Below are 23,373 nucleotides of genomic sequence, written 5' to 3' on the forward strand. Positions count from 1 at the left end.
TGCGCCGGTTCGGCGTGATATGTCCCTCACTCTCCCGGAGGCCGTCCGCGCGCTGGTCGACGGCCGGAACTTCGCCACCGTCGCCACCCTCGATCCCGACGGGAGCCCCCAGACCTCCGTCGTCTGGGTCGGCCTCGACGACGGCGATCTCGTCTTCAGCGCGACCGAGGACCGCCGGAAGGTCCGCAACCTGCGGCGCGACCCCCGCATCAGCGTCTCGATCACCGACGCGGAGAACCCGTACCGGCACACGCAGCTGCGCGGCACCGTGAAGATCACCCCCGACCCGGGCAAGACGCTCCCCCGGGCCCTGAGCCACAAGTACCTCGCCCAGGACCCGCCGCCCGAGGACGCCGACGTCCAGCGGGTGATCGTGCGCCTCGAAGCCGAGAAAATCGCCGGCAACGTGAAATAGGGTCCAGACCATGGGTGTGACTTTCAACGAGGCCACCAAGGCCCTCTTCGACGGCAAGAACTTCCCGGTGGTCGCCACCATCAACGCCGACGGCTCGGTGCAGACCTCCGTGGTCTGGGCCAAGCGGGACGGCGACGCCGTGCTCTTCGCGACCGTCCGCGGGCGGCTCAAGGAGCGGAACATGCAGCGCGACCCGCGGATCTCGCTGACGGTCTTCGACCTCGAGGACCCGCTCAAGTACGTCGAGGTCCGCGGCCGCGCCGAGATCACCGATGAGGGCGGCCGGGAGCTCATCAACGAGCTCTCGCACAAGTACGACGGCAAGGACTTCCGCACCGAACCGCCGGAGGTCGTCCGCGTGGTCGTGCGCGTGGTTCCCGACAAGATCACCGGCTACGCGGCGTGACGTGACGCGGGTCGCGGGCGCCGCTCGAGCGCCCGCGACCTCGCTAGGCTGGACCCATGACGATCAGGGCGGTGTTGTTCGACTTCTCCGGCACGCTGTTCCGGCTCGAGCAGGACGAGTCCTGGCTCACCGAACTGACGAACCACGACGGCGAGCCGCTCGACATCGAGGCGCAGGCCGAGCTGATGCGCCGGATGACCGCCCCGGTCGGGCAGGTCGTCGAGCTCGACGCCGAGCACGTGCACGCCTGGCAGCACCGCGACCGCGACCCGCAGCTGCACCGGAAGGTCTACCTCGAGGTGCTCAAGAAGTCCGGCGTCCCGCACTTCGACCAGGCCGAAGCGCTCTACAACCGGCTGATCGATCCCAGCCAGTGGACGCCGTACCCGGACACCGAGGCCGCGCTGAAGGCAGCCGCCGAGCGCGGGCTGAAGGTCGGCGTGCTGAGCAACATCGCCTTCGACATCCGGCCCGCGTTCACCGCCCGCGGGTGGGACGCCTACGTCGACGAGTTCGTGCTGTCCTTCGAGGTCGGCGCGGTCAAGCCCGAGCTGGAGATCTTCCGCAAGGCCGTCGAGGGACTCGGCGTGCCGGCCACCGAGACGCTGATGGTCGGCGACAGCGAGGAGGCCGACGGCGGCGCCCGCGCCCTGGGCTGCGAGTTCGCGCTGGTCGACCCGCTGCCGACCGCCGACCGGCCGGACGCCCTGCTCACGGCGTTGCGCGGCTTCGGCGTGGCTTGAGGGCCAGAGACGTCGCTCACGCCCGACCCCGTACCCTTCGAGGGTGGCCCTTCACCTTTTCGACACAGCGACCCGGAGCGTACGGGAGTTCCACCCCGTTCGTAGCGGAACGGCGTCGATCTACGTGTGTGGTGCCACCGTCCAGGGCGTTCCGCACATCGGGCACGTCCGCGGCGTCCTGAACTACGACGTCCTGCGCCGCTGGCTCGTCCACAGTGGACTGGACGTGCTGCTGGTCCGCAACGTCACCGACATCGACGACAAGATCCTGACCAAGGCCGCCGAGCACGAGCGGCCCTGGTGGGAGTGGGGTGCGACGCACGAGCGCGCCTTCGAGGAAGCGTACGAGCAGCTGGGCTGCCTGCCGCCGTCGATCAACCCGCGCGCGACCGGGCACGTCACCCAGATGGTCGAGCTGATGGAACGCCTCATCGAGAGCGGCCACGGCTACGTCGCGGACGGCGACGTCTACTTCTCGGTGAAGTCGTTCGACGACTACGGCAAGCTCTCCGGCCAGGTCCTCGAAGACGTCCAGCAGGGCGAGACACCGACCCGCGGCAAGCGCGACCCGCGCGACTTCACCATGTGGAAGAGCGCGAAGCCGGGCGAGCCGTCGTGGCCGACGCCGTGGGGGCAGGGCCGGCCGGGCTGGCACCTCGAGTGCTCGGCGATGGCGACGGCGTACCTCGGCGCGGAGTTCGACATCCACGGCGGCGGCATCGACCTGGTCTTCCCGCACCACGAGAACGAGCGCGCCCAGTCCAACGCGGCGGGCGACGCGTTCGCGCGGTACTGGCTGCACAACGCCTGGGTGACCATGTCGGGCGAGAAGATGTCGAAGTCGCTCGGCAACACCGTGTCGATCCCCGCGATGCTGGACCGCTACCGGGCCCCGGAGCTGCGGTACTACCTGGTCCAGCCGCACTACCGCTCGACCATCGAGTACTCCGACGCCGCGGTCTCCGAGGCCGCGCAGGGCTACCGGCGGATCGAGACGTTCCTGCGCCGCGCCGCGCAGTCGGGCGACGTGCCGGTCGGCACGGTCCCCGAGGCGTTCGCGAACGCGCTCGACGACGACCTCGCCACCCCGCAGGCGTTCGCCGTGGTCCACACCACGGTGCGGGACGGTAACGCCGCCCTCGACGCGGGCGACACCTCCAAGGCACTCGAATTCGCCGCGGCCGTCCGCGCGATGACCGACGTGCTCGGCCTCGACCCGCTGTCCGCGCGCTGGTCCGAGGCGGGCGGTTCCGAAACCCCCACCAAAGAAGCGCTGTCCCGGATCGTCGAAGGGCTGCTGGCCGAGCGCCAGCAGGCCCGGGCCGAGAAGGACTTCGCCCGCGCGGACGCCGCCCGTGACCGCCTCCAGCAGGCGGGCATCGTGGTGGAGGACACCCCCAACGGTCCTCAGTGGACTGTGAAGTCCGACTGAACCGGCTTTCTACGCAAGGAACTTTCACCATGGCAGGCAATTCGCGGCGCCAGGGCGCGATCCGCAAGACGGGCACCAAGAAGGGTGCCGTCGTCGGCTCGGGCGGTCAGCGCCGCAAGGCCCTCGAAGGCAAGGGCCCGACCCCGAAGGCGGAGGACCGTCCCGGGCACAAGGCGTACCGCCAGAACAACGCCCAGGCGAAGCGCGACCAGGCGCGGCAGAAGAAGGCCGACAAGCCGGAGCTCATCGCCGGGCGCAACCCGGTGGTCGAGGCGCTGCGCGCGGGCGTCCCGGCGACCGCGCTGTACGTCGCGCTGAACATCGAGATCGACGACCGCGTGAACGACGCCGTCCGGCTGGCCGGCGACAAGGGCATCTCGATCCTGGAGATCCCGCGCGAAGAGCTGGACCGCAAGACCAACCGGGCCGTGCACCAGGGCCTGGGCCTGCAGGTCCCGCCGTTCGAGTACGCGCACCCGGACGACCTGATGGCGGCGGCGCGCAACTCGGGCGAGGTCCCGCTGTTCGTCGCGCTCGACGGCGTCACCGACCCCCGCAACCTGGGCGCGGTGATCCGCTCAGCGGCCGCGTTCGGCGCGCACGGCGTGCTGCTGCCGGAGCGGCGCAGCGCGGGCATGACGGCGGTGGCGTGGCGGACGAGCGCGGGCACGGCGGCGAAGCTGCCGATCGCGGTGGCGACGAACCTGACGCGGCAGCTCAAGACGTGGGCGAACGACGGCCTGATGCTGGTGGGCCTGGACGCCGACGGGTCGGTGGACATCGACGAGCTGGAGCTGGCGGCCGACCCGCTGGTCATCGTGCTGGGCTCGGAGGGCCGCGGGCTGTCCCGCCTGGTGCGGGAAACGTGTGACGCGACGGTGTCGATCCCGATGGCCGCGGGCGTGGAATCCCTCAACGCCTCCGTGGCGGCGGGGGTCCTGCTCGCGGAGGTGGCGCGGCGCCGCCGTGCCGCCGGGCGGGTCTGACACCGCCACCCAGTCGGGTTAAGGTCACCGTCGGATAGACCGAGGGGACCCGATGTCGTTCGTTTCGCCACTCTTCCTGTGGTACTTCATGCCGGCGGTACTCATCGCCGTGCTGGTGCTCCCGCGGAGCTGGCGAAACGGCATCATCGCGGTCGCCAGCCTGCTGTTCTACACGATCGGCGCCGGCGGGTTCGTGTTCCTGCTGCTCGGCTGCATGGTCGTCAACTTCCTGGCCGGACCGCTCCTGGCCCCGAGCCCTTGGGACGTCCACGGCCTCCGAAGGCGCCGGATCCTCATCGCGGTGGTGTCGCTGGACGTCGCGGTGCTGCTGATCTGGAAGTACGCGGGTTTCGCGACCCAGCAGATCGCGGCGGTGGCCCACTGGTTCGGCGGCAGCGTGCCGGTGGCGAGCCTGGTGGTCCCGATCGGCATCTCGTTCTACACGTTCCACCACATCTCGTACGTGGTGGACATCTACCGCGGCGAGCGCCAAGCCCTGCGCAACCCGGTGTCGTTCGCGGCGTACATCGCGATGTTCCCGCAGCTGGTGGCGGGCCCGATCGTGCGGTTCCGGGAGATCGCCGACCAGCTCCCCCAGCTGCGGTCCCACCGCCTGGACGACATCGCGGCGGGCTTCCCCCGGTTCGCGCTGGGCCTGTGCAAGAAGACGATCATCGCGGACTCACTGGGCCCATTGGTCGACGCGTGTTTCAAGGTCCCCTCGGACCAGATGACGTTCGCCACGGCCTGGCTGGGCGCGATCGGCTACACCCTCCAGCTGTTCTTCGACTTCTCGGGTTATTCGGACATGGCCATCGGCCTCGGCCGCATGCTGGGCTTCCGGCTGCCGGAGAACTTCGCGAGGCCGTATTCTTCGGTGACGATCACGGAGTTCTGGCGCCGCTGGCACATGAGCTTGAGCCGCTGGTTCCGCGACTACGTGTACATCCCCCTGGGCGGCAACCGCCACGGAGCGGCGAAGACGTACCGCAACCTCTGCATTGTGTTCGTCCTGACGGGCTTCTGGCACGGAGCCCAGTGGACGTTCCTGGTGTGGGGCTGCTACCACGGAGCCCTCTTGGTGATCGAGCGCCGCTTCGGCCTGGACTTGGACCCGTCGACCCCGTGGAAGCGTTACCTCCGCAGGGCCCTGACGATGCTGCTGGTGGTGATCGGCTGGGTGTTCTTCCGCTCCCCGGACCTGGGCCACGCGCTGTCAATGCTCGGCCACATGCTGATCCCCGACTTCGAAGGCCTCGGAACAGGAGTGGAGCAGGCCTTCACCAACCAGCGCCTGGTCCTCCTCCTGGCCGCACTGGCGGTGTTCGCACTGCCGGCCCACCCGGTAACGGGCCCCCTGTTGGAGTCATCCCGAAGCCGCCCGGCAACGGCCTTGCGCATCGGAGTGATGACGGTGGGCCTGCTGTACGCGGCAATCCTGATCGCAACGGGAACATTCAGCCCGTTCTTGTACTACCAGTTCTAACGCCGCCCCGGGCCACACCCCCGCCCCCTCGGCCACACCCCCCTGCCGAACCGATACGCAGCCGCCTCAGCGGCCGCCAGGCCGGGTCAAGGCACGCTTTCCCGCCTTGACGCGGTCTGGCGGCCGTTGAACAATCCGGCGTTCGGGTCGGTGGGGAACCGCTGACAGACGGCCGAACTGGCAGCATGATCAGAGCCGCCCAATCCCGACCAGCCGCCCAATCCCGACCAACCGAGAGCCCCCCAGAAGTGACCAACCCGAACGAGCTGTCCAAGACCCCCGGCGTGATCCCGTACGTGGACAACCACAACGGCCCCCGCCGCCTCCTCACCGTGGAAATCCCCCACCTGGGCCGCACCGTCCGCGCCTACGCGCCGATAGCGAGCATCGACGGCCGCCAGTACGTCGTCTCCTGGGGCTCGGTCTCGTTCGAAATCCCGGCCGACCGCAACGTCCACGTGAGCGTCCACCTCCACACGAACAGCGGCCACGAGCACACGATCACCCCGTTCGCCTCGATCGTCCTCTCGCCCCACCCGGCACCGATGCGCCTGGTCACCCAGTTCGTCCCGAGCCAGGGCCCCGAAGGCGCGCTCGTCCCCGTCGTCTGAGTAAGCCCCCTTCAGTATGCGCAACTCGCTCACCCGAACGGCCCAAGCGTGAAACCCTGGGCCCGTGCTGACCACGCGGTACCTCTTCCTCACCCGTCACGGTGAAGCGGGACCGGACGGAAGGCTCACCGAAGCCGGCCGGCGCCAAGCCGTTCTGCTCGGACGCCGCCTCCGCGACGTCCCGGTCACCTCGATCCACCACGGGCCCCTGCCGCGCGCCGCACAGACCGCCCACTTCGTGGCCGGCCAGCTCCCGGGCGTTCCCCTCCACGTCGACAAAGCGGCCGGCGACTTCGTCCCGTACGCGCCGAAGCGCGAGGAACTCCCGGAGACCTCCGGCGATCTCCTGCTCGCCTTCGCCCGCCAATTCCCGCCCGCCGACGAAGAACTGGCCGCCGAAGCCGAACGCCGGTTCAGCGGCCCCGTGCCGGGAAGTGAGCCGCGGTACGAAGTCCTCGTCACGCACAACTTCCTCGTCGGCTGGCTCATCCGCGCGTCACAGGACGCACCGCCGTGGCGCTGGCTCACCCTCACCCACGCCAACGCCGGCCTGACCGTCATCCGGTACTCCCCGGGACGGCCCGCCGCACTGCTGACCTACAACGACCTGAGCCACCTCCCCGCCGAACTGCGCTGGACCGGCTTCCCACCCGACTTCTACGTTCCGTAATCGGCAACTGCGGAGTGTGGTGACGCCGGAAAACGGCTCTCGCCCGAATGGCCGCACCTGTCAGGATGCGCGGATGAATCCCACGCCAACGCCCACCTCCGATCGGCTGAGCGACTACCTCGCCGCCGACGCCGTCGTCGACCACGAGCACCCGTCGATCCGCGCGCTGGCCGACGCTCTGCGTCCCGGCGGCGACGATCCCGCCGAGGCCGCCGAAGCCGCGTTCCTCTTCGTCCGGGACGAGGTCGAGCACGTCATGGACGCGGCCGACCCGCGGGTCACCTGGCGAGCGTCGGACGTCCTGCGCGAGCGCGTCGGGATCTGCCACGCCAAGGCGCACCTGCTCGCCGCTTTGCTGCGGGCACAAGGGATTCCGGCCGGTTTCTGCTACCAGGAGCTCTCCGTGCTGCACGGGCTGAATGCCGTGTACCTGCACGGGAAGTGGTCGCGGCTCGACGCCCGCGGCAACCGCACGGGCGCCGGCGGCGAGTTTTCGCTCGACGCGGAAAAACTGGCCTGGCCGGTCAACCTCGCCCGCGGTGAACGCGATCACCCGGAGATCCACCCGGCGCCCGCCCCGGTCGTGGTGGATTTCCTGATGACCGTCGAACCGGGCCCCGACTGGTACGAAAAGGGGCTTCCGCGCACGCTTTGATCATGGTTTTTCCCGTTTTCGGAAAACCGGCCCACTCGGTAAATTATTGCCGAGAGTGACGCCTGTCCGTCAGCCTTGTCCCCCGAACTTCTTATTTCGCACACCTCGGGAGGCGCGTAAAGTGACTCCCCGCGCTCGAACAGACACTTTACGCATACGTCCGTTCGGGTGGTTCGAGGGAGGTGAAGCACGTGGCCGCGGCTGGCGGACGCCTCCGCCGTACCCCACTGCAAGAGATCTTCTGGACCAGGACGAGCCTGCTCCTCACGGTGCTCGTCGTGGTCGCCGGCCTGAGCCTGTGGATCGCCGGCCTGATGGACCCCGGCACCGGGAAGAACCTGGTGACGTCGCTGGGCACCGGCACCCTGATCTCCGCGATCGTCGGGTTCGGCCAGACACTGATCACCGCCAGCGCGTCGCAGAAGGCACTCGTCACACCGGTGATCGAGGAAAGCCGGCGCGCGCTGGAGGACCTGAGCGCCGAATACCGCGCGCTCAACAAGGAGTTCTTCCCCACCGACGTCTTCGAGGCGACGACCGATCCCGACCCGGCGTTCAACCGCGCGCTGATGGCCGACCTCGACGCGACCCGGCAGTACTTCTTCCGCGGCTTCTCCGGGCGGCACGCCGCCGCCCGCCTGCTGCTTTCGCGCACCGAACGGGAACTGCGGGCGGTCATCGCCGATCCGCGCGACGCGAGCTCGATCAGCGGGCGCGCCCGGTACCTGCTGCGCCGCGAGGCGGCCGACGTCGACTACGAACGGATCCAGACCCGGCTCGACGAAGAGATCCGGATCGGGCTCGTCGGCCTCTTCCTGGCGCGCAGCCGCTGCGCGTCGGTCGACATCACCGTGGTCGCCGACCCGCCGCTGGACCGGCTCGAGATGTTCGACGACAGCGTGTGGGTGTCGCTCTACAGCGACGTCCGCGGCGCCACGAAGCTGTACCCGCGGTCCCTGCGGTTCACCGAAGGTTCCTTCCTCTACAACATGGAACGCGCCGAATTCGTGCGCGTCTCGCAGTCCCGGACCGGCCGCCACTTCCGCATCACGTCCGCGACGACGCGGACGGATTTCCTGGCGCTGTTCGAGAAGATCACCGGATCCCCGTTGTCCGAGGAGCAGTTCCGCGAGCTGGAGGGCAAGTTCCACGCCTTCCGCGCGGAGTTCTCCGCAGTCGCCGAGCTAGGGAGCTGACCTTGCTCACCCGCCTGTCCCCCCTTTCCGAACTGGCCACCCGCCTGCGCACGGCCAGGTTCCCGCTCGCCGCGGACTGGCGTGCGGTCGACGGCTGGTTCCGGCCGTGGGCCGCCCAGGCCGGGCTGCGGGACGAGCTGCGCACGCAGCTTCGCGCGCTGTCCGCAGCGCAGGCCACCAAGGTCCTGCGCTCGTCCCGGGAAACGACCACCCACTTCGCCTGGTGCCTGCTCGATTCGCCGTCCGACCCGTTCTCCTTCTGGCTGCACGAATACAAGGCGCAGCGGGACTGGCGGGAGGGGTACGCGGATTCCGTGCACAACCACAGGTACCACTTCTGCACCACGATCCTCCGTGGTGACTACCTGCACGAAAGGTACGAGACGACGATCGACGCCGGCACCGGGTTGATCACGTCCGCGCGGTTGCGGCGCCGGACGCGGTGCACGGCCGGCGCGTGCGCCACCATGCTGGCCGACGAATTCCACCGGATTCCCGAAGCGGCCACCGGAACGATGACTTTCCTCGTCAAATCACGCCCGGTGAGCAGTTTCAGCTTGTCTTTCGACCCAGCCGGCGGAATCGGTCATCGTCACGTTCCGGTAGAGGTCCGATTGGGGGAATTGGCCGACCGCATCTAGCTACACACCGGCGTCAGCGGCGCTTACCATTACTCCACCCGTCTGAACACCACGGCCGGGATGGGAGAGGTGTATGCGCACGCAGGAAAGCACGATCGACCACGTGATCGTCGGCGCCGTCGAAGACCGGGTCCACCGGCTCTGCCGGCAGTACGCCGACCGGCTGCAATTCCACGGCTGGCACCACGTGAGCTTCGTCCGCGCGAAGGCGGCCGGGTTCGCCCGGCACAACGGCGCCGACGAAGCGGTGGTGGAAGTGGCCGCGCTGGTGCACGACGTCAACTACCTGGTGCTCCGGAACTCACCCGCCGCGGCGGGCCGGAGCCTGCGGCTGGAAATCCTCGCCGAATGCGGCGTCCTGCCGCGGATCGCGCGGTGGATCGACGAGATCGTCGACGAAGCGGAAATGGCCACCCGCGGCCGGGACATTTCCCTGGAAGCGCAGGCGCTGAGCGACGCGGACACGTTGTTCAAGGCACTGCCGGTGACGCCGGTGGTGCTGGCGCACCGGTACCTGCGCGAGAACGGGCTGAGCCTGCGCGAACTGGCGCACAAGATCGTCGGCGAGCAGTGCGACGTCCACGACGAGGGCTACTACTTCTACAACCCGGAGGCGGCGGCCACGTACTCGCGCTGGGCGACGGCGAACCTGCAGCTGTGGCAGTGCATCAAGGAGGCGGTCGACGACCCGACGGTGGCGGAGCTGCTGGACGCGGTCGCTTCCTAGCCCTGTCCGTAGCCCCGCAGCCGTTCGACGACGTTGGCGACCTCGGGCGGCGGCAGCAGGCTGGGCCGGCCGGCGCTCTGCGCGAGCAGCCACACGCGGCAGGCCCATTCGAGCTGCTGGGCGCGGTGGTAGGCGGCCTCGAGGCCGTCACCGTAGGTGAGGGTGCCGTGGTTGGCCATCAGGCACCCGCGGCGCCCTTCGAGCGCCTCGAGCACGGCGGCCGCGAGCTCCGGCGTGCCGTAGGTGGCGTAGCGCGCGACGCGCACCGAGGGACCGATGGTGGCGACGATGTAGTGGATCGGCGGAACCTCACGCACGAGCGTCGAGACGGCGGTGGCGTGCGGCGAGTGCGTGTGCACGACGGCCGTGACGGGCTCACCGTCCGGGTCACGAACGTCCCAGTACACGGACAGGTGCATCGGCAGTTCACTGGTCGGCCTGAGCGAACCATCGACAACCTGCCCCCCGAGATCGACGACGGCGATGTCGCCGGGGGTCAGGCTCGAGTAGGCAACCCCGGTGGGCGTGACGGCGACGAGATCACCGGCCCGCAGGGAGACGTTGCCGGAGGTACCGACGACCAGGCCATCACCGACCATCCGGCGCGCATAGGCGCACACGGCGGCCCGCTCGGTCTCGAGGATCATGCGCAGGTCCCGTCTCGTGGGTGATCAGCAGCTGAGCTGAACACTGCCAGCCACCCACGAGCTTCGGCCACCACCCCGGACGGGGGATTTCCGGGCGCCGCCGGGCCGGGTTGCGCTTGCGCATCGGCAGAGGATCACGGAGCCGGCAGGCCGCGGTTCGGCCGGAATCGGCACGCTGCGCATGACCGGCCCCCCACCCAGACCTCCCCCGCCACCCCGATCCGAAGCCAAAACACGGACGGTGGTGCCGGGTCAAGGCACGCTTTCCCGCCTTGACCCGGCACCACCGTCCGTAGTCACAATCCGGCTTCGGGGTGGTGGAACTCCGGAAATCTGTGGACAACCCGAGCCGATGTGGATAACTAAGCCTTCGCCGGAGCCGCGGGAGAGGCAGCGGCAGGCCCGGCAGCAGCCGCCGCCGAAGGCTTCGGAGCAGGCGCAGGCTTCCGGTCCCCGTTCGCGGCAGGCGCGTCCTCCGCCGGGACCAGCAGCCGCATCGCTTCCTTCACCGCCACGTCCGTGGCCGCGATGCGCTCGGCCACCTTCGCCCGCAAGTCCAGCGCCAGCTTGCGGTTCTGGTCCGCCGTGGCCTGCTGGGCCTTGGCCGAAGCCAGCGCCGCCTCCGTCTCCTGCTTCTTGCGGGCGAACTCCTCCTCGAAGTCCTTCTTCCGGCGCGCCAGCTCCTCCGCGGCCTTCCGGTCCGCTTCCTCGCGCAACGCAGCCGCCGCTGCCTCGGCCGCCGCGTCCGCTTCCTTGCGGGCTCGCTCGGCCGCCGCTGACTGCTCGACCCTCTTCGCGCCCGCCGCCGCGTTCAGCTTCTCGATCTCGGCCTTCGCCTCCGAGCGCAGCCGGGCGCGCTCCTCCTCGGCGTCCTTCGCCAGCTTGTCGGCCGTGCGGCGGGTCTCGTGCGCGTACTTGTCCGCCTGGTCGCGGGTCGAGGCCGCGTCCGCCTCCGCGGCCGAGCGGAGGTCCGCGATCTCCTCCTCGGCGAGCTGCATCATCATCCGGACGCGCTCGGCCATCGCGCCCGCCCCGGACGGGCTCGAGCTCATCCTGGCCAGGGCGGCCTTCGTCTCGGCCAGCTCCTTCTGCGCGTACGCGAGGGCCTTCGTCAGGTCCGAGGACGTCGCGACGGCGTCGTCGCGGTTGCGGGACGTCTCGCGAAGCTCCTTGGTCAGCTCGGCGAGACGGGCGTCGACCTGGCGCTGGTTGTAGCCGCGGACACCCACGGCGAACTGGGCAGTCTTGGGAGCGGAGTGGGGCTTCTCAGGCGCGACCATCGGGCCACCTTAATGAGCAAGGGTCCTTCGATGCGTACCGCCAAACGGATGCATCACGAATATTGGAACCCCCGGTAACGCATGGCATCCTGAATCGCCGACCGAACGCGAGGAGACCACTTTGGACATACTCGCGGACATCGGCGCGCACTGGCCCGGCTACGCGACCATGCCGCTCATCGCCGCGCTGATCGGCTACCTGACCAAGCGCGTCGCCATCGAAATGATGTTCCGGCCCCTGGAGTTCGCCGGCGTCGGACCCTTCGGCTGGCAGGGCGTCATCCCGGCGAACGCGCGGCGGATGGCCACCACGGCCGTCGACCTGCTGACCCGCAACCTCGTCGACCCGCAGGAGATCTTCGCCCGGCTCGACCCGGAAGAAATGGTCAAAGAGCTCGAACCGCCCCTGCTGAAGGCCGTCGAAGAGGTCACGCGGGAGGTCATGGAGACCTACCAGCCGCGGTTTTGGGAACTGCTGCCGGCGCGGGCGCAGCGGCTGCTCGTCGACCAGGTCCGCGCGCAGGCGCCGGCCGTCGTCAAGCGGCTGCTGCGGGAGGTCTCGGCCAACGTCGACGACGTCCTCGACGTCAACGACATGCTGATCAACGCCATGGTCCGCGACAAATCGCTGACCTGCCGGCTGATCCGCGAGGTCGCCGCCCCCGAGTTCCGGTTCATCGCGCGCTCGGGGATCTGGTTCGGGTTCGTGATCGGGCTCGTCCAGTTGGCCGCCTGGGCGTTGACGAAAGAGCCGCTCATCATGCCGGTCTTCGGTTTCGTCACGGGCTTCGTCACGGACTGGCTCGCCCTCAAGATGATCTTCTACCCGCGCACGCCCCGCGGGTTCGGCGTCTTCCGCTGGCAGGGCATGTTCCAGAAGCGCCGCCAGGAGGTCGCCGCCGACTACGGTGCGCTGATCGCCGACGAGGTGCTCACCGTGCGGAACGTGATGGAGGCAGTGCTCACCGGGCCGCGTGCCGACAAGCTGTTCGCCATGGTCACCCGCGAGGTCCAGCGCACCATCGACGCCCAGGCGAGCATCGCCAAGCCGCTGGTCGCGCTGACCATCGGCGGCCGGCAGTACCAGGAGATGAAGCGCGCGGCCGCCGCCAAAGCGATCGAGTTCCTCCCCGAAACGGTGAAACACGTCGAGAGCTACGCCACCGGCGCACTCGACGTCCGGAACACGATCGTCACGAAGATGCAGCAGCTGACCCCGCTCGAGTTCGAGGGCATCCTGCGGCCGGCCTTCAAGCAGGACGAGTGGAAGCTGATCGCCGTCGGCGCGGTCATCGGCGGCCTGGTGGGGGAACTGCAGGTGCTCCTCCTGCTCGGGTAGCCGGTACGGTTTCGATCTCGGGATCGCGAGGGAGGCCGGAATGGACGCTGTCCTGCACGACCTCGCCCTGCACTGGCCGCTGTACGCCGCGATGCCGTTCATCGCCGCGCTGATCGGGTACGTCACCAAGCGCGTCGCCATCGAGATGATGTTCCGGCCGCTGGAGTTCGTCGGCATCCCGCCGCTGCTCGGCTGGCAGGGCGTCGTCCCGAAGCACGGCGGGCGGATGGCCGCGGTCGCGACCGAGCTGCTGACGGCGAACCTGCTGGACCTCAAAGAGGTCCTGGGCCGGATCGACCCGGTGATCATCACCAGCGAGCTGGAACAGCCGCTGCTGCGCGCGGTCGACCACACCGCGCGCGAGGTGCTGGCCGAGCACCACCCGCGGCTGTGGGAGGTCCTGCCGACGCTGGCGCAGGAGCTGCTGATCAAGCAGGTCCAGGCGTCGGCGCCGCGGCTGGTGCGGGAGTTCCTCGACGACGTCCGCGAGAACCTCGACGAGGTGCTCGACGTCCAGCACATGACGGTCCAGCGGCTGACCCGGGACAAGAAGCTGCTGGTGCGGCTGATCCGCGAGACGTCCCGCCCGGAGATGGCGTTCATCGCGCGGATGGGCATCTACTTCGGGTTCGGGCTGGGCCTCGTGCAGACGATCGTGTGGGCGTTCACGCGCGAGCCGTGGGTGCTGCCGATCTTCGGCGGGGTCATCGGGCTGTGCACCGACTGGCTGGCGATCAAGCTGATCTTCGTCCCCCGCGAGCCGGTGCGCGTGGGCCGGGTGATCTTCCAGGGCAAGTTCCAGCGCCGGCGGGCCGAGGTGGCGCGGCAGTACGGCGAGCTGATCGCGAACGAGGTCCTGACGGTCCAGAACCTGCTGGACGCGATCCTGCGCGGCCCCCGCGCCGACCGGCTGGCCGCGCGGGTGGAGCACCTGGTGTCGGAAGCGGTCGACGCGCAGATGCCCCTGGCCTGGACGGTGGGCGGCACGCGCCTGCGCGAGATGAAGCAGGCGGCGGCCCGGAAGGCGCTGGAGCAGCTGCCGGACACCGCCCGCTACGCGGAGGGGTACCTCACCGAGGCGATGGACGTCGCGAAGGTGATCGAGCAGCGGATGCTGGCGTTGACACCACTGGAGTTCGAGGGCCTGCTGCGGCCGGCGTTCCGGCAGGACGAGTGGAAGCTCATCGCCGTCGGCGGGGTGATCGGGTTCGTGGTCGGGGAGCTGCAGGTCCTGCTGATGCTGGGCTGATCGGGTGCTTGCCGCGGTGCGGCTAAACCCGGCATCGGCTCTCGCAGTGTCGTGATCGGCCACCCGGCCGACCAAGGCAACCACGAGGGAAACTCATGAAACGGTTCGTCACCGCAGTCGTTCTTTCGCTCGCCGGCCTGTTCGCGGGCGCTGGCGTCGCGTCCGCCGACGTCATCGTGGCTCCGGGCCAGTTCGGGCACGTGTGCAGCGGCTACAAGTACGCATCGGGCAACTCGGCGCTGTACTGGCAGTCCTGCGCCTGGGCCGACAACAACGAGGTGTACTTCACCGTCGCCCTCGGCAACGCCACCGGCTCCGACTGGACGCCGTCCAGGATCAACGTCGGCTACTACAAGTCCGGCAGCTACGTCCTCTGCGGCTACTTCACGAACTTCACCATCTCCGCCCATTCGGTCAGGCAGACGCCGAGCAACGCGTGCGTCCTGTCCCGGAGCCGGGCCGCCTACCAGTCCGTCGGCTACCCCAACGGGGGCGACGCCGCGATCAGCGACACGCTCCAGGTGCAGTAGCTCACGCCGCCGCGACGAGGTCCGGGGCCGGGTCGACCGCCCGGACCTTCGTCCGGCGATCGCGCTGCCAGGCCAGGACCCGGCACACCACGTAGATCAAGAACGAAATCGCCGTCACGAACGCGCTCACCGGGAGCCCCGGGGCCAGCGACAGCACGATCCCGCCGATCGCCGACACCTCGGCGAAGACCACCGACAGCACCGTCGCCTTCCACGGCGACGCCGTCACGCGGGCCGCGGCCGCGGCGGGCGTCACCATCAGGGCCACCACCAGCAGCGAACCGACCACCTTCACGCTCAGCGCCGTCGAGACGCCCACCAGCAGCGCGAACACCACCGTCAGCGTCTTCACCGGTACCCCGCGCGCCACGGCCACGTTCCGGTCCACCGAAGCGAACAGCAGCGGCCGGTACACCAGCGCTAGCACCGCCAGCACCACCACCGACGACACCACGAACAACGTCAGGTTCGTGGAGTCGATCGTGATGATCTGGCCGGTCAGGATCCCGAACTTGTTCCCCTGCCGTCCTTTGTAGAGCGCCAGGAACAGCACGCCCAGCCCCAGCCCGAAGGACAGGATCACGCCGATCACCGAGTCGCGGTCGGCGTCGCGGGCGCCGAGGATGCCCAGCAGCAGGGCCGCCACCACCGCGCCGATCAGCGCGCCGTACTCGACGCCGATCCCGAGCAGCAGGGCCGCCGCGCCGCCGGTGAACGCCAGCTCGGACGTGCCGTGCACGGCGAACGACATCCGCCGCATCACGATCAGCGGGCCCAGCACGCCCGCCACCAGGCCGAGGATCGCCGCCGCCAGCAGCGCCGTCTGCACGCCGTCGAGCTCGGTGATCAGCTCCCAGGTCTTGCCGAAGTCGAACAGATCCAAGACTCAGCCCACTTGCTCTTCGACGTCGTGTTCGTGGTGGTGCGGCTCCCCCTCGCACAGCGAGCTCTGCGCGCCCGCGATGTGGATCTGGCCGCCGACCTTGAGCACCTCGACGCGGGTGCCGTACAGCTGCGACAGCGTCTCGGTCGTCATGACCTCGTCCGGCTTGCCGATCCGGAACTGGCCGTTGACCAGGTAGAGGACGCGGTCGACGAACGGCAGCACCGGGTTGATCTCGTGCGTCACGAACAGCACCGCCGTCCCCGCCGACCGCCGGCGGGAATCGATCAGCTCGCTGATCGCGCGCTGGTGCGCCAGGTCGAGCGACAGCAGCGGCTCGTCGCACAGCAGCACCTCGGGGTCGCCGACCAGGGCCTGCGCCACCCGCAGCCGCTGCTGCTCGCCGCCGGACAACCGGCCGACCGGCTGCTTCGCGTACCGCGTGGCCCCGACGGCGGAAACAGCCGAAGCGACCAGACGACGCCGGGCCGCCATGCCGGCCAGCCCGAAGCCCCAGCGGTGCCCGTCGAGGCCCAGCCCGACCAGGTCGACGCCGCGCAGCGTCAGCGACTCGTCGATCGCGCGCTGCTGCGGGATGTACCCGATCTTGCGGTTCGCGCCGCCCGGACGGCCGCCCGCGATCTCGACCGTGCCGGCCGACAGGTCCTGCATACCGAGGAGCGCCTTGAGGAAGCTGCTCTTCCCGGAGCCGTTCGGACCCAGCACGGCGAGGAACTCGCCCGGCTCGACGACGAGGTCCAGCCCCGACCAGAGGGTGCGCGGACCGAAGGCGAGACCCGCCCCGCGGACCCGGACCGCGGGGCGTACGTCGTCCGATACGGGTGCCATGGCTACTTCAACGCCCCAGCCAGCTCGTCGACTTCCCCGGTCATCCAGCCAATGTAGTCCGTCACACCCGCGGGCAGCGTCTCGGTCACGCCGACCACGCCGATCCCCGCTTCCTTCGCCTGCTTGACGACGTCCTGGGTCAGCGGCGTCACGGTCTGCTCGTTGTTGACCAGCGCCTTCACCTGCTTCGTCGCGATCAGCTGCTTGTAGGCGCTGACGGCGTCGGCCGGGACGTCGGTGTCGTTCTCCACCGCGTCCGAGAAGGCCTTGGGTGTCGCGTCGGTGATCTTCGCGCTCGCCAGCAGGTAGTGCGCGACCGGCTCGGTGACGACGACCTTCGTACCCGGATGGGCGGTCCCGAGCTCTTCGAGCCGCTTCTCGAGCGTGTCGAGCTTCGCCTTGAACGCGGTCGCGTTGTCGGCGAACTGCTGCTTGGCCGCCGGCTTGAGCTCGCCCAGCTGCGCGGCGAGCTGGTCGGCGACCTTGTCGACGCCCGGCAGGTCGTACCAGACGTGCTCGTTCTCGTCGCCGGTCGCGGCGATGTCGTAGGCGACGAGCTTCTTCGCGCTCCCCGCCTGCTCGGTGAGCTTGCCGAAGAACTCGTCGTACCCGCCGCCGTTGGACAGCAGCAGCTGCGCGCCCTTCGCCGCGAGGGCGTCGTCCGCCGTCGTCTCGTACGAGTGCGGGTCGGCCGACGGGTCGTGGATGATCGACTTGACCTCGACGTTTTCGCCGCCGACGGCGCTGACCACGCTGCCCCAGACGTCGGTCGACGCGACGATCTTGATCTTGCCGTCGCTGCCCGCCTGCGCGCCGCCGCCGTCGGAGGACGTGCCGCCGCCGGAGCACGCGGCCAAGGCGAACACGGACAGGGCCGAAGCGGCGGCGAGCACGCTCCTGGTGCGACGAGAACTCATCGAGGAACTCCTGAGAGGGACACAGACGCTAATGGAAACCGTTGTCAGATTCACCTTACCCCATCCGGATGACTTTCTGGCCGTCGGATCGTGCTTTGGTGTATGCGTCTCCGCGCATGCGGATCGAGACATCGACCACGCGGGGTGTCTCTTCAGGAAACCGATCTGAACCGTTACGGTTTGCTGATGGGACGTCCTATTCGCACCCGGAGGCAGGCGACACTGGCGTCGCTCGCGGCGGAGCTCGGTGTGTCCAGGACCACGGTGTCCAACGCCTACAACCGGCCGGACCAGCTGTCCCCGGAACTGCGCCGCCGCGTCCTCGAGACCGCGCGGCGCCTCGGCTACCCCGGCCCCGACCCGGTCGCCCGCTCCCTGCGCACGCGCAAGGCGGGCGCGGTAGGGCTCCTGCTCACCGAAAACCTCTCCTACGCCTTCCGCGACCCCGCCGCCGTCGGTGTCCTCGAAGGACTGGCGCTGGCCTGCGAAGACGCCGGTGTCGGCCTGCACCTGGTGCCGGCCAGCCCGGGCCGCGAGGACGTCGCCGCGGTGCACCGCGCGGGCGTCGACGGCTTCGTCGTCTACTCCGTGCCGGACGACGACCCGCACCTGGCCGCGGTGCTCGAGCGGCCGGTGCCGACGGTGATCATCGACCAGCCGAGCATCGAGGGCATCGACCGCGTCGGCCCGGACGACGCCGCCGCCGTCGGCAAGATCGCCGAGCACCTGGTGACGCTGGGGCACCGGCAGGTCGGCGTGATCTGCATGCGGCTGGCCCGCGAGCGCAACGACGACTTCGTCTCCGCGACCCGGCAGAGCGGCGCGCACTTCCACGTCCAGCGCACCCGGCTGGAGGCGCTGGCCGTCGCGTTCTCGGCGGCGGGCGTCGACTGGGCGGGCGTCCCGGTGGTCGAGCGCTTCGACCACACGGTGGACGACGGCGCGTCCGCGGCGCGCCAGCTGCTGGACGCCTACCCGCAGATCACCGCGGTGATCTGCACCTCGGACATCCTCGCGCTCGGCGCCATGGCCGAGGCCGAGCGGCGCGGGCTGCGGGTGCCGCAGGACCTCACGGTCACCGGCTTCGACGGCATCGCCGAAGCCGAGCGCATCGGGCTCACCACGGTCCACCAGCCCGTCCTGGAGAAGGGCAAGGTGGCCGGGCGGCTGCTGCTCAGCTCGGGCGAGCGGAGCGCACCCAAGACGATCACCCTGCCGACCGAGCTGCGCGTCGGGCGCACGTCGGCGCCGCCGCGGACGGTCGAGGAGCCGTGGTTCGGCGGCTGACGTCGTGACATTGCCCTTAGTGCATTGCTCATCGGGGTACTGACCCGGTCAAATGGAGTGGCACGCCCGCGCCGCGGGGCCACTGGCCGGAAGGTGACCGATGACCTCGATCGACGTACTGCTCAAGCGCAACCAGGAACTCGGCGAGGTGACGCCCGGTGACCGGTCGTCCCCGAAGCCGTCACTCCAGGTGGCCGTCCTGACCTGCATGGACGCCCGGATCCGGGTGTTCGAGCTGTTCGGCCTCCTGCAGGGCGAGTCGCACGTCCTCCGCAACGCGGGCGGTGTGGTGACCGACGACATGATCCGTTCACTGGCGCTTTCGCAGCGCAAGCTGGGGACGCGCGAGGTGCTGATCGTCCAGCACACCGAGTGCGGCCTCTCGATGGTGACCGAGGACGACTTCAAGGACGAGCTCGAGAGCGACACGGGCCTGCGGCCGACGTGGTCGGTCGAGGCGTTCCGCAACGTCGAGAACAGCGTCCGGACGTCGGTGGAGCGGGTGCGGCGCAGTGCCTACCTGCCGCACACCGAGAACGTGCGCGGCTTCGTCTACGACGTGAAGACCGGGAAGCTCACCGAGGTCCAGTAGGCTATCCTTCCCATTCAGATGTTCACGACATCCGAATGGGAAGAGCATGCGCGTTCTCTTCGCCGGGCTCGCGTCCGCCGGTCACACGTACCCGATGGTCCCGCTCGCGCTCGCCGCGCGGGACATCGGGCACGAGGTGCACTTCGCCGCCGGTGAGCACGTCCACGCGCCGCTGCGCCGGCTCGGGCTCAACCCGTTCCGGCCCGCGGATTCGTTCTACGAGATCTACGCCGAAGACCTCGAGCCGGACCTGGCCCGGTTGCGACCGGACTTGGTCGTGCACGGCTGGGGTGTCCCGGAAGCCGGCGTCGCCGCGCGGCGTGCCGGGATCCCGGCGCTCTGGCACGGCTTCGGCCGGATGTTCCCGCGCGACATCGGGTTCGAGCGGCCCACCGGTGGGGTGCACCTCGACATCTGCCCGCCGTCGTTGCAGGAGGCGGACTTCCTCGCGACCGCCGAGCGCATCGCCCTGCGTCCCGTGCCGTTCCCGGAACCGGCACCGCCGGTGGACGGCCGCTCGCTGGTCTACCTGACCCTCGGCACGACCTTCGGCACCCCGGAGGTGCTCACGACGGCGATCGAGGGGCTGGCGGCGCTCGGCGCGCCCGTCCTGGTGGCCACCGGACGGGTGCGTCCGGAGGAACTCGGCAGCGTGCCGGGCAACGTCACGCTGCAGGCCTGGGTGCCCCAGGCGGCGGTCGTGCCGCACGCCGGCCTGGTCGTGCACCACGGCGGCAGCGGCACCACGCTGGGCGCGCTCGCCGCGGGCGTGCCGCAGCTGGTCCTGCCGCAGGGCGCCGACCAGTTCGCCAACGCCGAGGCGCTCCTCGCCGCGGGTGCCGCCCGGCGGCTCCTGCCCGGCGAACTGAGCGCGGACGCCGTCACCGAGCAGGCCCGGAAGGCGTCCTCCTGCCGCGACGCCGCCCGCGCGATCGCCGCGGAGATCGCCGCCATGCCCGCCCCGGGCGAAGTGGCCCGCGAGCGCCTCTTCGCCGTGAAGTAGCCTCCCGGCGTGGCTGTGGACGCTGACGTACTGCTCGACTGGTTCTCCGCGCACGGCCGGGATCTCCCGTGGCGCGAGCCCACCTGCTCGGCCTGGGGCGTCCTGGTCAGCGAAATCATGCTCCAGCAGACCCCGGTCGTCCGGGTGCAGCCCATCTGGCTCGAGTGGATGGCGCGCTGGCCGGTGCCCTCGGCGCTGGCCGCGTCGGCGCAGGGCGAGGTCGTGCGGGCGTGGGGCAAGCTCGGCTACCCGCGCCGCGCGCTGCGGCTCCACGAGGCCGCCGGGGTCATCGCCAAGGAGCACGGGGATGTCGTTCCGTCCGATGTGGACACTCTGCTCGCGCTGCCCGGGATCGGGGCCTACACCGCGCGCGCCGTCGCCGCGTTCGCCTACGGCCGGCGGGCGCCGGTCGTCGACACGAACGTGCGGCGGGTCGTCGCGCGGGCGGTGCACGGGGCCGGGGACGCGGGGCCGGCGTCCAACACCCGGGACATGGCCGACGTCGAAGCCCTGCTCCCGGCCGAGGACACCCCCGCGGCGAAGTTTTCCGCGGCGATCATGGAGCTGGGCGCGCTGATCTGCACCGCGCGCGCCCCGAAGTGCGCGGACTGCCCGATCTACGACGAGTGCGCGTGGCAGCACGCCGGCCGGCCCGAGTACACCGGCCCGGCCAAGCCGGTGCAGCGGTACGCGGGCACCGACCGGTACGTCCGCGGACGGCTGCTCGACGTGCTGCGCGGCAGCGAAGGCCCGGTCGACAAGGCCCGTCTCGACCTCGTCTGGCACGACGGCGGCCAGCGCGACCGCTGCCTGGACTCCTTGCTGGTCGACGGCCTGCTGGAACAGACCCGCGACGGCCTCTTCGCACTCCCGGGCGAACACTGACGCGGTACGACCAAAGTTGGTCAATAGTTGTCATCGGCGCGTTCCGGAGTTACCGTTTCACGCATGGTCACTGTTGACCGCCGGACCCTGCTCAAAGCGGGGGTGACCGCGACCGCGGCCGGCGCACTGGGGATGACGACCACGGGAACGGCCGGCGCGGCCGTCCCGGCTCCGACGATCCACCCGACGTCCGATTGGGGGGCCCGGCCCGCCGCCGGCCCGATCGTGGTGGAGAACCACAAGCCGACCTACATCGTCGTGCACCACGCGGTCGACCCGCCGATGAACGACGACTTCTCGCTGGCGCGCGCGTTCTACGTCTCGCGCTTCATCCAGAACCTGCACATGGACAAGAACGGCTGGATCGACAGCGGCCAGCAGTTCACGAACAGCCGCGGCGGGTTCATCACCGAAGGCCGGCACCGCAGCCTGGAGATCCTGCGCGGCGGCACGCAGCACGTGCAGGGCGCGAACGTCGGCAACCACAACAGCGAGGTCATCGGCATCGAGAACGAGGGCCTGTACAGCACGGTGGACGTGCCGCCGGCGCTGTGGAACTCGCTGGTCTCCCTCGTCGCCTACATCGCGAGCCAGTACGGCATCGCCCCCGAGTTCATCAAGGGCCACCGCGACTTCAACTCGACCGAGTGCCCCGGCCAGGTGCTCTACAACCGGCTGCCGGAGCTGCGCACGGCCGTCGGCCGCGTCCTGGGCGTCGCGGTGACGCGTACCGAAGCCGAGTGGCCGTTGCTCAAGCCGGGTGACACGGGCCGGCAGGTGCAGCTGGCGCAGCGGTTCCTCCGGGCGTCCGGCTTCGGCGTTCCCACCGACGGCGTCTTCGGGAAGTCCACAAAGGACGCGGTGGCCGCTTTGTCCGGTCAGGCGGGGTTGGCCCGCGACACGTGCACCGCGGCGAAGGCGTCCGACGAGACCGGCTTCCTCGGCGCGGACGTCTGGCCCCTGATCGTCCCGGCCGACCGCACCACGGCGGCCTGGCGAGCGGACCTCGCCCGTACCTGACCGGACGACACGCGTACTCGGTTGGACGACACGGCAGCTCAACGAAGCGCTCGTCGTGTCGTCCGTCCAGGTACGCGTGTCGTCCGTCCAAGTACGCATGTCGTCCGGTTCAGCGGTTCAGCACCTGGCTGAGGAAGGCTTCGACGGCGCCGCGGTAGGTCTCCGGGGCTTCGTCGTGAGGCAGGTGCGCCGAGCCGGGCACCACCAGGTGTTTCGCTCCCGGGACGCGGTCGGCGACTTCGGCCTGCTGGCCGAGCGGCATCGCCGTGTGCTCGCCCTCGACCAACAGCAGCGGGCAGCGGATCGCCTCGACGACGTCCCAGTAGTCCCGGCGGCCCCATTCGGCGGCGATGACGTACAGGTCCTCGAGGTCCGCGACCAGGTGGAAGCCGTCGTCGCGCTCCTCGACGCAGTCCGCGAAGTACCCGCCCGCGTCGCCGAAGAACTCACGGACGTGGTCGAGCGAGGAGAACGGGACCGGCCAGCTCTCGAAGTACCCGCGCCAGGTCTCGACGGTCCGGCCGCGCTGGTCCGGCGCGAAGTCCTCCGACACGACCGCGCGGACCAGCTCCGGGTGCCGCGCGGCGGTCGCCCAGGCGTGCAGGCCACCCATCGAGTGCCCGATCAGCACCGCCGGGCCCGCGTCGAGGCTCCGCAGCGCTTCGGCGACGTCGTCGGCGAAGCGCTCGGTCGTCCACGGCCCGACGCGCGGCGCGTTCCCGTGGCCGCGCGCGTCCAGGCCGTACACCGCGCCGTAGGGCCGGAGCCACTCCGCGACCCGCCACCACGTCCGCGCCCGGCCCATCAGGCCGTGGAGCAGAACGATCGGCACGCCGCTGCCGCCGAAACAGAGCACGCGGCCACCTAACCACAAAACCCCTGGTGCGGAACGTGACCAAACCGTCGCTGTCCATCACCTATGGT

General features: G+C 70.0%; 26 protein-coding genes. 20 read left to right on the plus strand and 6 right to left on the minus strand.

Annotated features, from left to right (window positions below):
* The first annotated feature begins 19 nt into the window (after nucleotides 1–19).
* The 12 genes from QRY02_RS34150 (at nucleotide 20) to QRY02_RS34205 (ending at nucleotide 9,968) form a co-directional block, all read left to right on the plus strand.
* On the plus strand, nucleotides 20–415 hold the full coding sequence (locus QRY02_RS34150; RefSeq protein ID WP_285986913.1) for a PPOX class F420-dependent oxidoreductase: 396 nt from the start codon (nucleotides 20–22) through the stop codon (nucleotides 413–415).
* Between the two features lie 10 nt (nucleotides 416–425).
* Nucleotides 426–821, plus strand: coding sequence for a PPOX class F420-dependent oxidoreductase (locus tag QRY02_RS34155; protein WP_285986914.1), 396 nt, complete (start codon nucleotides 426–428; stop codon nucleotides 819–821).
* A 56-nt stretch (nucleotides 822–877) separates the two neighbouring features.
* The gene (locus QRY02_RS34160; RefSeq protein ID WP_285986915.1) at nucleotides 878–1,564 is read left to right on the plus strand and encodes an HAD family hydrolase; all 687 of its coding nucleotides are present in this window, start codon (nucleotides 878–880) and stop codon (nucleotides 1,562–1,564) included.
* A 43-nt stretch (nucleotides 1,565–1,607) separates the two neighbouring features.
* Complete coding sequence (gene cysS, locus QRY02_RS34165) at nucleotides 1,608–2,996, plus strand: cysteine--tRNA ligase (protein ID WP_285986916.1); 1,389 nt, start codon at nucleotides 1,608–1,610, stop codon at nucleotides 2,994–2,996.
* 29 nt (nucleotides 2,997–3,025) lie between these two features.
* Nucleotides 3,026–3,982, plus strand: a complete 957-nt coding sequence (gene rlmB, locus QRY02_RS34170) for a 23S rRNA (guanosine(2251)-2'-O)-methyltransferase RlmB (protein WP_285986917.1) — start codon at nucleotides 3,026–3,028, stop codon at nucleotides 3,980–3,982.
* 52 nt (nucleotides 3,983–4,034) lie between these two features.
* Entirely contained in the window at nucleotides 4,035–5,468 is a 1,434-nt protein-coding gene (locus QRY02_RS34175) for an MBOAT family O-acyltransferase (protein WP_285986918.1), read from the plus strand.
* A gap of 248 nt (nucleotides 5,469–5,716) precedes the next feature.
* The gene (locus tag QRY02_RS34180) at nucleotides 5,717–6,079 is read left to right on the plus strand and encodes a hypothetical protein (protein WP_285986919.1); all 363 of its coding nucleotides are present in this window, start codon (nucleotides 5,717–5,719) and stop codon (nucleotides 6,077–6,079) included.
* A gap of 64 nt (nucleotides 6,080–6,143) precedes the next feature.
* Complete coding sequence (locus tag QRY02_RS34185; RefSeq protein WP_285986920.1) at nucleotides 6,144–6,749, plus strand: histidine phosphatase family protein; 606 nt, start codon at nucleotides 6,144–6,146, stop codon at nucleotides 6,747–6,749.
* A gap of 73 nt (nucleotides 6,750–6,822) precedes the next feature.
* Nucleotides 6,823–7,404, plus strand: coding sequence for a transglutaminase domain-containing protein (locus tag QRY02_RS34190; protein ID WP_285986921.1), 582 nt, complete (start codon nucleotides 6,823–6,825; stop codon nucleotides 7,402–7,404).
* Nucleotides 7,405–7,586: 182 nt separating this feature from the next.
* Nucleotides 7,587–8,600, plus strand: a complete 1,014-nt coding sequence (locus tag QRY02_RS34195) for a hypothetical protein (RefSeq protein ID WP_285986922.1) — start codon at nucleotides 7,587–7,589, stop codon at nucleotides 8,598–8,600.
* A 2-nt stretch (nucleotides 8,601–8,602) separates the two neighbouring features.
* Nucleotides 8,603–9,241 (plus strand): hypothetical protein, encoded by a 639-nt coding sequence (locus QRY02_RS34200; RefSeq protein ID WP_285986923.1) that lies wholly within the window; start codon nucleotides 8,603–8,605, stop codon nucleotides 9,239–9,241.
* A gap of 73 nt (nucleotides 9,242–9,314) precedes the next feature.
* Nucleotides 9,315–9,968 (plus strand): HD domain-containing protein, encoded by a 654-nt coding sequence (locus QRY02_RS34205; RefSeq protein WP_285986924.1) that lies wholly within the window; start codon nucleotides 9,315–9,317, stop codon nucleotides 9,966–9,968.
* Here QRY02_RS34205 and QRY02_RS34210 read toward each other — a convergent pair.
* Entirely contained in the window at nucleotides 9,965–10,615 is a 651-nt protein-coding gene (locus QRY02_RS34210; protein ID WP_285986925.1) for a class II aldolase/adducin family protein, read from the minus strand. The genes QRY02_RS34205 and QRY02_RS34210 overlap by 4 nt on opposite strands.
* Before the next feature lie 362 nt (nucleotides 10,616–10,977).
* Entirely contained in the window at nucleotides 10,978–11,895 is a 918-nt protein-coding gene (locus QRY02_RS34215) for a hypothetical protein (RefSeq protein ID WP_285986926.1), read from the minus strand.
* Between the two features lie 169 nt (nucleotides 11,896–12,064).
* Between QRY02_RS34215 and QRY02_RS34220 the strand changes: the two genes are divergently transcribed.
* The 3 genes from QRY02_RS34220 (at nucleotide 12,065) to QRY02_RS34230 (ending at nucleotide 15,013) form a co-directional block, all read left to right on the plus strand.
* Nucleotides 12,065–13,234, plus strand: coding sequence for a DUF445 family protein (locus QRY02_RS34220; RefSeq protein ID WP_285993992.1), 1,170 nt, complete (start codon nucleotides 12,065–12,067; stop codon nucleotides 13,232–13,234).
* Nucleotides 13,235–13,274: 40 nt separating this feature from the next.
* Nucleotides 13,275–14,483: a DUF445 domain-containing protein gene (locus QRY02_RS34225; protein WP_285986927.1), complete on the plus strand. Its 1,209-nt coding sequence runs from the start codon at nucleotides 13,275–13,277 to the stop codon at nucleotides 14,481–14,483.
* Nucleotides 14,484–14,578: 95 nt separating this feature from the next.
* Nucleotides 14,579–15,013 (plus strand): hypothetical protein, encoded by a 435-nt coding sequence (locus QRY02_RS34230; protein ID WP_285986928.1) that lies wholly within the window; start codon nucleotides 14,579–14,581, stop codon nucleotides 15,011–15,013.
* Nucleotide 15,014: 1 nt separating this feature from the next.
* Here QRY02_RS34230 and QRY02_RS34235 read toward each other — a convergent pair whose 3' ends face one another.
* The 3 genes from QRY02_RS34235 to QRY02_RS34245 are packed head-to-tail and all read right to left on the minus strand — an operon-like array spanning nucleotide 15,015 to nucleotide 17,662.
* Nucleotides 15,015–15,896 carry a metal ABC transporter permease gene (locus QRY02_RS34235; protein ID WP_285986929.1) on the minus strand — a complete coding sequence of 294 codons (882 nt, stop codon included), beginning with the start codon at nucleotides 15,894–15,896 and terminating at the stop codon, nucleotides 15,015–15,017.
* A 3-nt stretch (nucleotides 15,897–15,899) separates the two neighbouring features.
* A complete protein-coding gene (locus QRY02_RS34240) occupies nucleotides 15,900–16,745 on the minus strand; it encodes a metal ABC transporter ATP-binding protein (RefSeq protein ID WP_285986930.1) in 846 nt (281 codons plus the stop codon).
* 2 nt (nucleotides 16,746–16,747) lie between these two features.
* Nucleotides 16,748–17,662, minus strand: a complete 915-nt coding sequence (locus tag QRY02_RS34245) for a metal ABC transporter solute-binding protein, Zn/Mn family (protein ID WP_285986931.1) — start codon at nucleotides 17,660–17,662, stop codon at nucleotides 16,748–16,750.
* A 186-nt stretch (nucleotides 17,663–17,848) separates the two neighbouring features.
* On the opposite strand from QRY02_RS34245, the gene QRY02_RS34250 reads away from it, so the two are divergent.
* The 5 genes from QRY02_RS34250 to QRY02_RS34270 all read left to right on the plus strand — a co-directional run bounded on the left by QRY02_RS34250 (nucleotide 17,849) and on the right by QRY02_RS34270 (nucleotide 22,449).
* On the plus strand, nucleotides 17,849–18,949 hold the full coding sequence (locus tag QRY02_RS34250; RefSeq protein WP_285986932.1) for a LacI family DNA-binding transcriptional regulator: 1,101 nt from the start codon (nucleotides 17,849–17,851) through the stop codon (nucleotides 18,947–18,949).
* Between the two features lie 100 nt (nucleotides 18,950–19,049).
* A complete protein-coding gene (locus tag QRY02_RS34255) occupies nucleotides 19,050–19,541 on the plus strand; it encodes a beta-class carbonic anhydrase (RefSeq protein ID WP_013230422.1) in 492 nt (163 codons plus the stop codon).
* Nucleotides 19,542–19,587: 46 nt separating this feature from the next.
* Nucleotides 19,588–20,544 carry a glycosyltransferase gene (locus QRY02_RS34260; protein ID WP_285986933.1) on the plus strand — a complete coding sequence of 319 codons (957 nt, stop codon included), beginning with the start codon at nucleotides 19,588–19,590 and terminating at the stop codon, nucleotides 20,542–20,544.
* 9 nt (nucleotides 20,545–20,553) lie between these two features.
* On the plus strand, nucleotides 20,554–21,429 hold the full coding sequence (locus tag QRY02_RS34265) for an iron-sulfur binding domain-containing protein (protein WP_285986934.1): 876 nt from the start codon (nucleotides 20,554–20,556) through the stop codon (nucleotides 21,427–21,429).
* A gap of 63 nt (nucleotides 21,430–21,492) precedes the next feature.
* Nucleotides 21,493–22,449 (plus strand): peptidoglycan recognition protein family protein, encoded by a 957-nt coding sequence (locus QRY02_RS34270; RefSeq protein ID WP_285986935.1) that lies wholly within the window; start codon nucleotides 21,493–21,495, stop codon nucleotides 22,447–22,449.
* A gap of 109 nt (nucleotides 22,450–22,558) precedes the next feature.
* Here the strand turns inward: QRY02_RS34270 and QRY02_RS34275 are convergent, their stop codons facing one another.
* On the minus strand, nucleotides 22,559–23,305 hold the full coding sequence (locus QRY02_RS34275; RefSeq protein ID WP_285986936.1) for an alpha/beta fold hydrolase: 747 nt from the start codon (nucleotides 23,303–23,305) through the stop codon (nucleotides 22,559–22,561).
* Nucleotides 23,306–23,373: the final 68 nt, after the last annotated feature.

Source organism: Amycolatopsis sp. DG1A-15b (assembly GCF_030285645.1).
Taxonomy (GTDB): domain Bacteria; phylum Actinomycetota; class Actinomycetes; order Mycobacteriales; family Pseudonocardiaceae; genus Amycolatopsis.

What these genes read in the sequence shown, in the direction of transcription:
- QRY02_RS34150 (WP_285986913.1), top strand. Translation starts at nt 20, where the DNA reads ATGTCCCTCACTCTCCCGGAGGCCGTCCGCGCGCTGGTCGACGGCCGG.
- QRY02_RS34155 (WP_285986914.1), top strand. Translation starts at nt 426, where the DNA reads ATGGGTGTGACTTTCAACGAGGCCACCAAGGCCCTCTTCGACGGCAAG.
- QRY02_RS34160 (WP_285986915.1), top strand. Translation starts at nt 878, where the DNA reads ATGACGATCAGGGCGGTGTTGTTCGACTTCTCCGGCACGCTGTTCCGG.
- rlmB (WP_285986917.1), top strand. Translation starts at nt 3,026, where the DNA reads ATGGCAGGCAATTCGCGGCGCCAGGGCGCGATCCGCAAGACGGGCACC.
- QRY02_RS34175 (WP_285986918.1), top strand. Translation starts at nt 4,035, where the DNA reads ATGTCGTTCGTTTCGCCACTCTTCCTGTGGTACTTCATGCCGGCGGTA.
- QRY02_RS34190 (WP_285986921.1), top strand. Translation starts at nt 6,823, where the DNA reads ATGAATCCCACGCCAACGCCCACCTCCGATCGGCTGAGCGACTACCTC.
- QRY02_RS34205 (WP_285986924.1), top strand. Translation starts at nt 9,315, where the DNA reads ATGCGCACGCAGGAAAGCACGATCGACCACGTGATCGTCGGCGCCGTC.
- QRY02_RS34210 (WP_285986925.1), bottom strand. Translation starts at nt 10,615, where the DNA reads ATGATCCTCGAGACCGAGCGGGCCGCCGTGTGCGCCTATGCGCGCCGG.
- QRY02_RS34215 (WP_285986926.1), bottom strand. Translation starts at nt 11,895, where the DNA reads ATGGTCGCGCCTGAGAAGCCCCACTCCGCTCCCAAGACTGCCCAGTTC.
- QRY02_RS34220 (WP_285993992.1), top strand. Translation starts at nt 12,065, where the DNA reads ATGCCGCTCATCGCCGCGCTGATCGGCTACCTGACCAAGCGCGTCGCC.
- QRY02_RS34225 (WP_285986927.1), top strand. Translation starts at nt 13,275, where the DNA reads ATGGACGCTGTCCTGCACGACCTCGCCCTGCACTGGCCGCTGTACGCC.
- QRY02_RS34230 (WP_285986928.1), top strand. Translation starts at nt 14,579, where the DNA reads ATGAAACGGTTCGTCACCGCAGTCGTTCTTTCGCTCGCCGGCCTGTTC.
- QRY02_RS34240 (WP_285986930.1), bottom strand. Translation starts at nt 16,745, where the DNA reads ATGGCACCCGTATCGGACGACGTACGCCCCGCGGTCCGGGTCCGCGGG.
- QRY02_RS34245 (WP_285986931.1), bottom strand. Translation starts at nt 17,662, where the DNA reads ATGAGTTCTCGTCGCACCAGGAGCGTGCTCGCCGCCGCTTCGGCCCTG.
- QRY02_RS34250 (WP_285986932.1), top strand. Translation starts at nt 17,849, where the DNA reads ATGGGACGTCCTATTCGCACCCGGAGGCAGGCGACACTGGCGTCGCTC.
- QRY02_RS34255 (WP_013230422.1), top strand. Translation starts at nt 19,050, where the DNA reads ATGACCTCGATCGACGTACTGCTCAAGCGCAACCAGGAACTCGGCGAG.
- QRY02_RS34260 (WP_285986933.1), top strand. Translation starts at nt 19,588, where the DNA reads ATGCGCGTTCTCTTCGCCGGGCTCGCGTCCGCCGGTCACACGTACCCG.
- QRY02_RS34270 (WP_285986935.1), top strand. Translation starts at nt 21,493, where the DNA reads ATGGTCACTGTTGACCGCCGGACCCTGCTCAAAGCGGGGGTGACCGCG.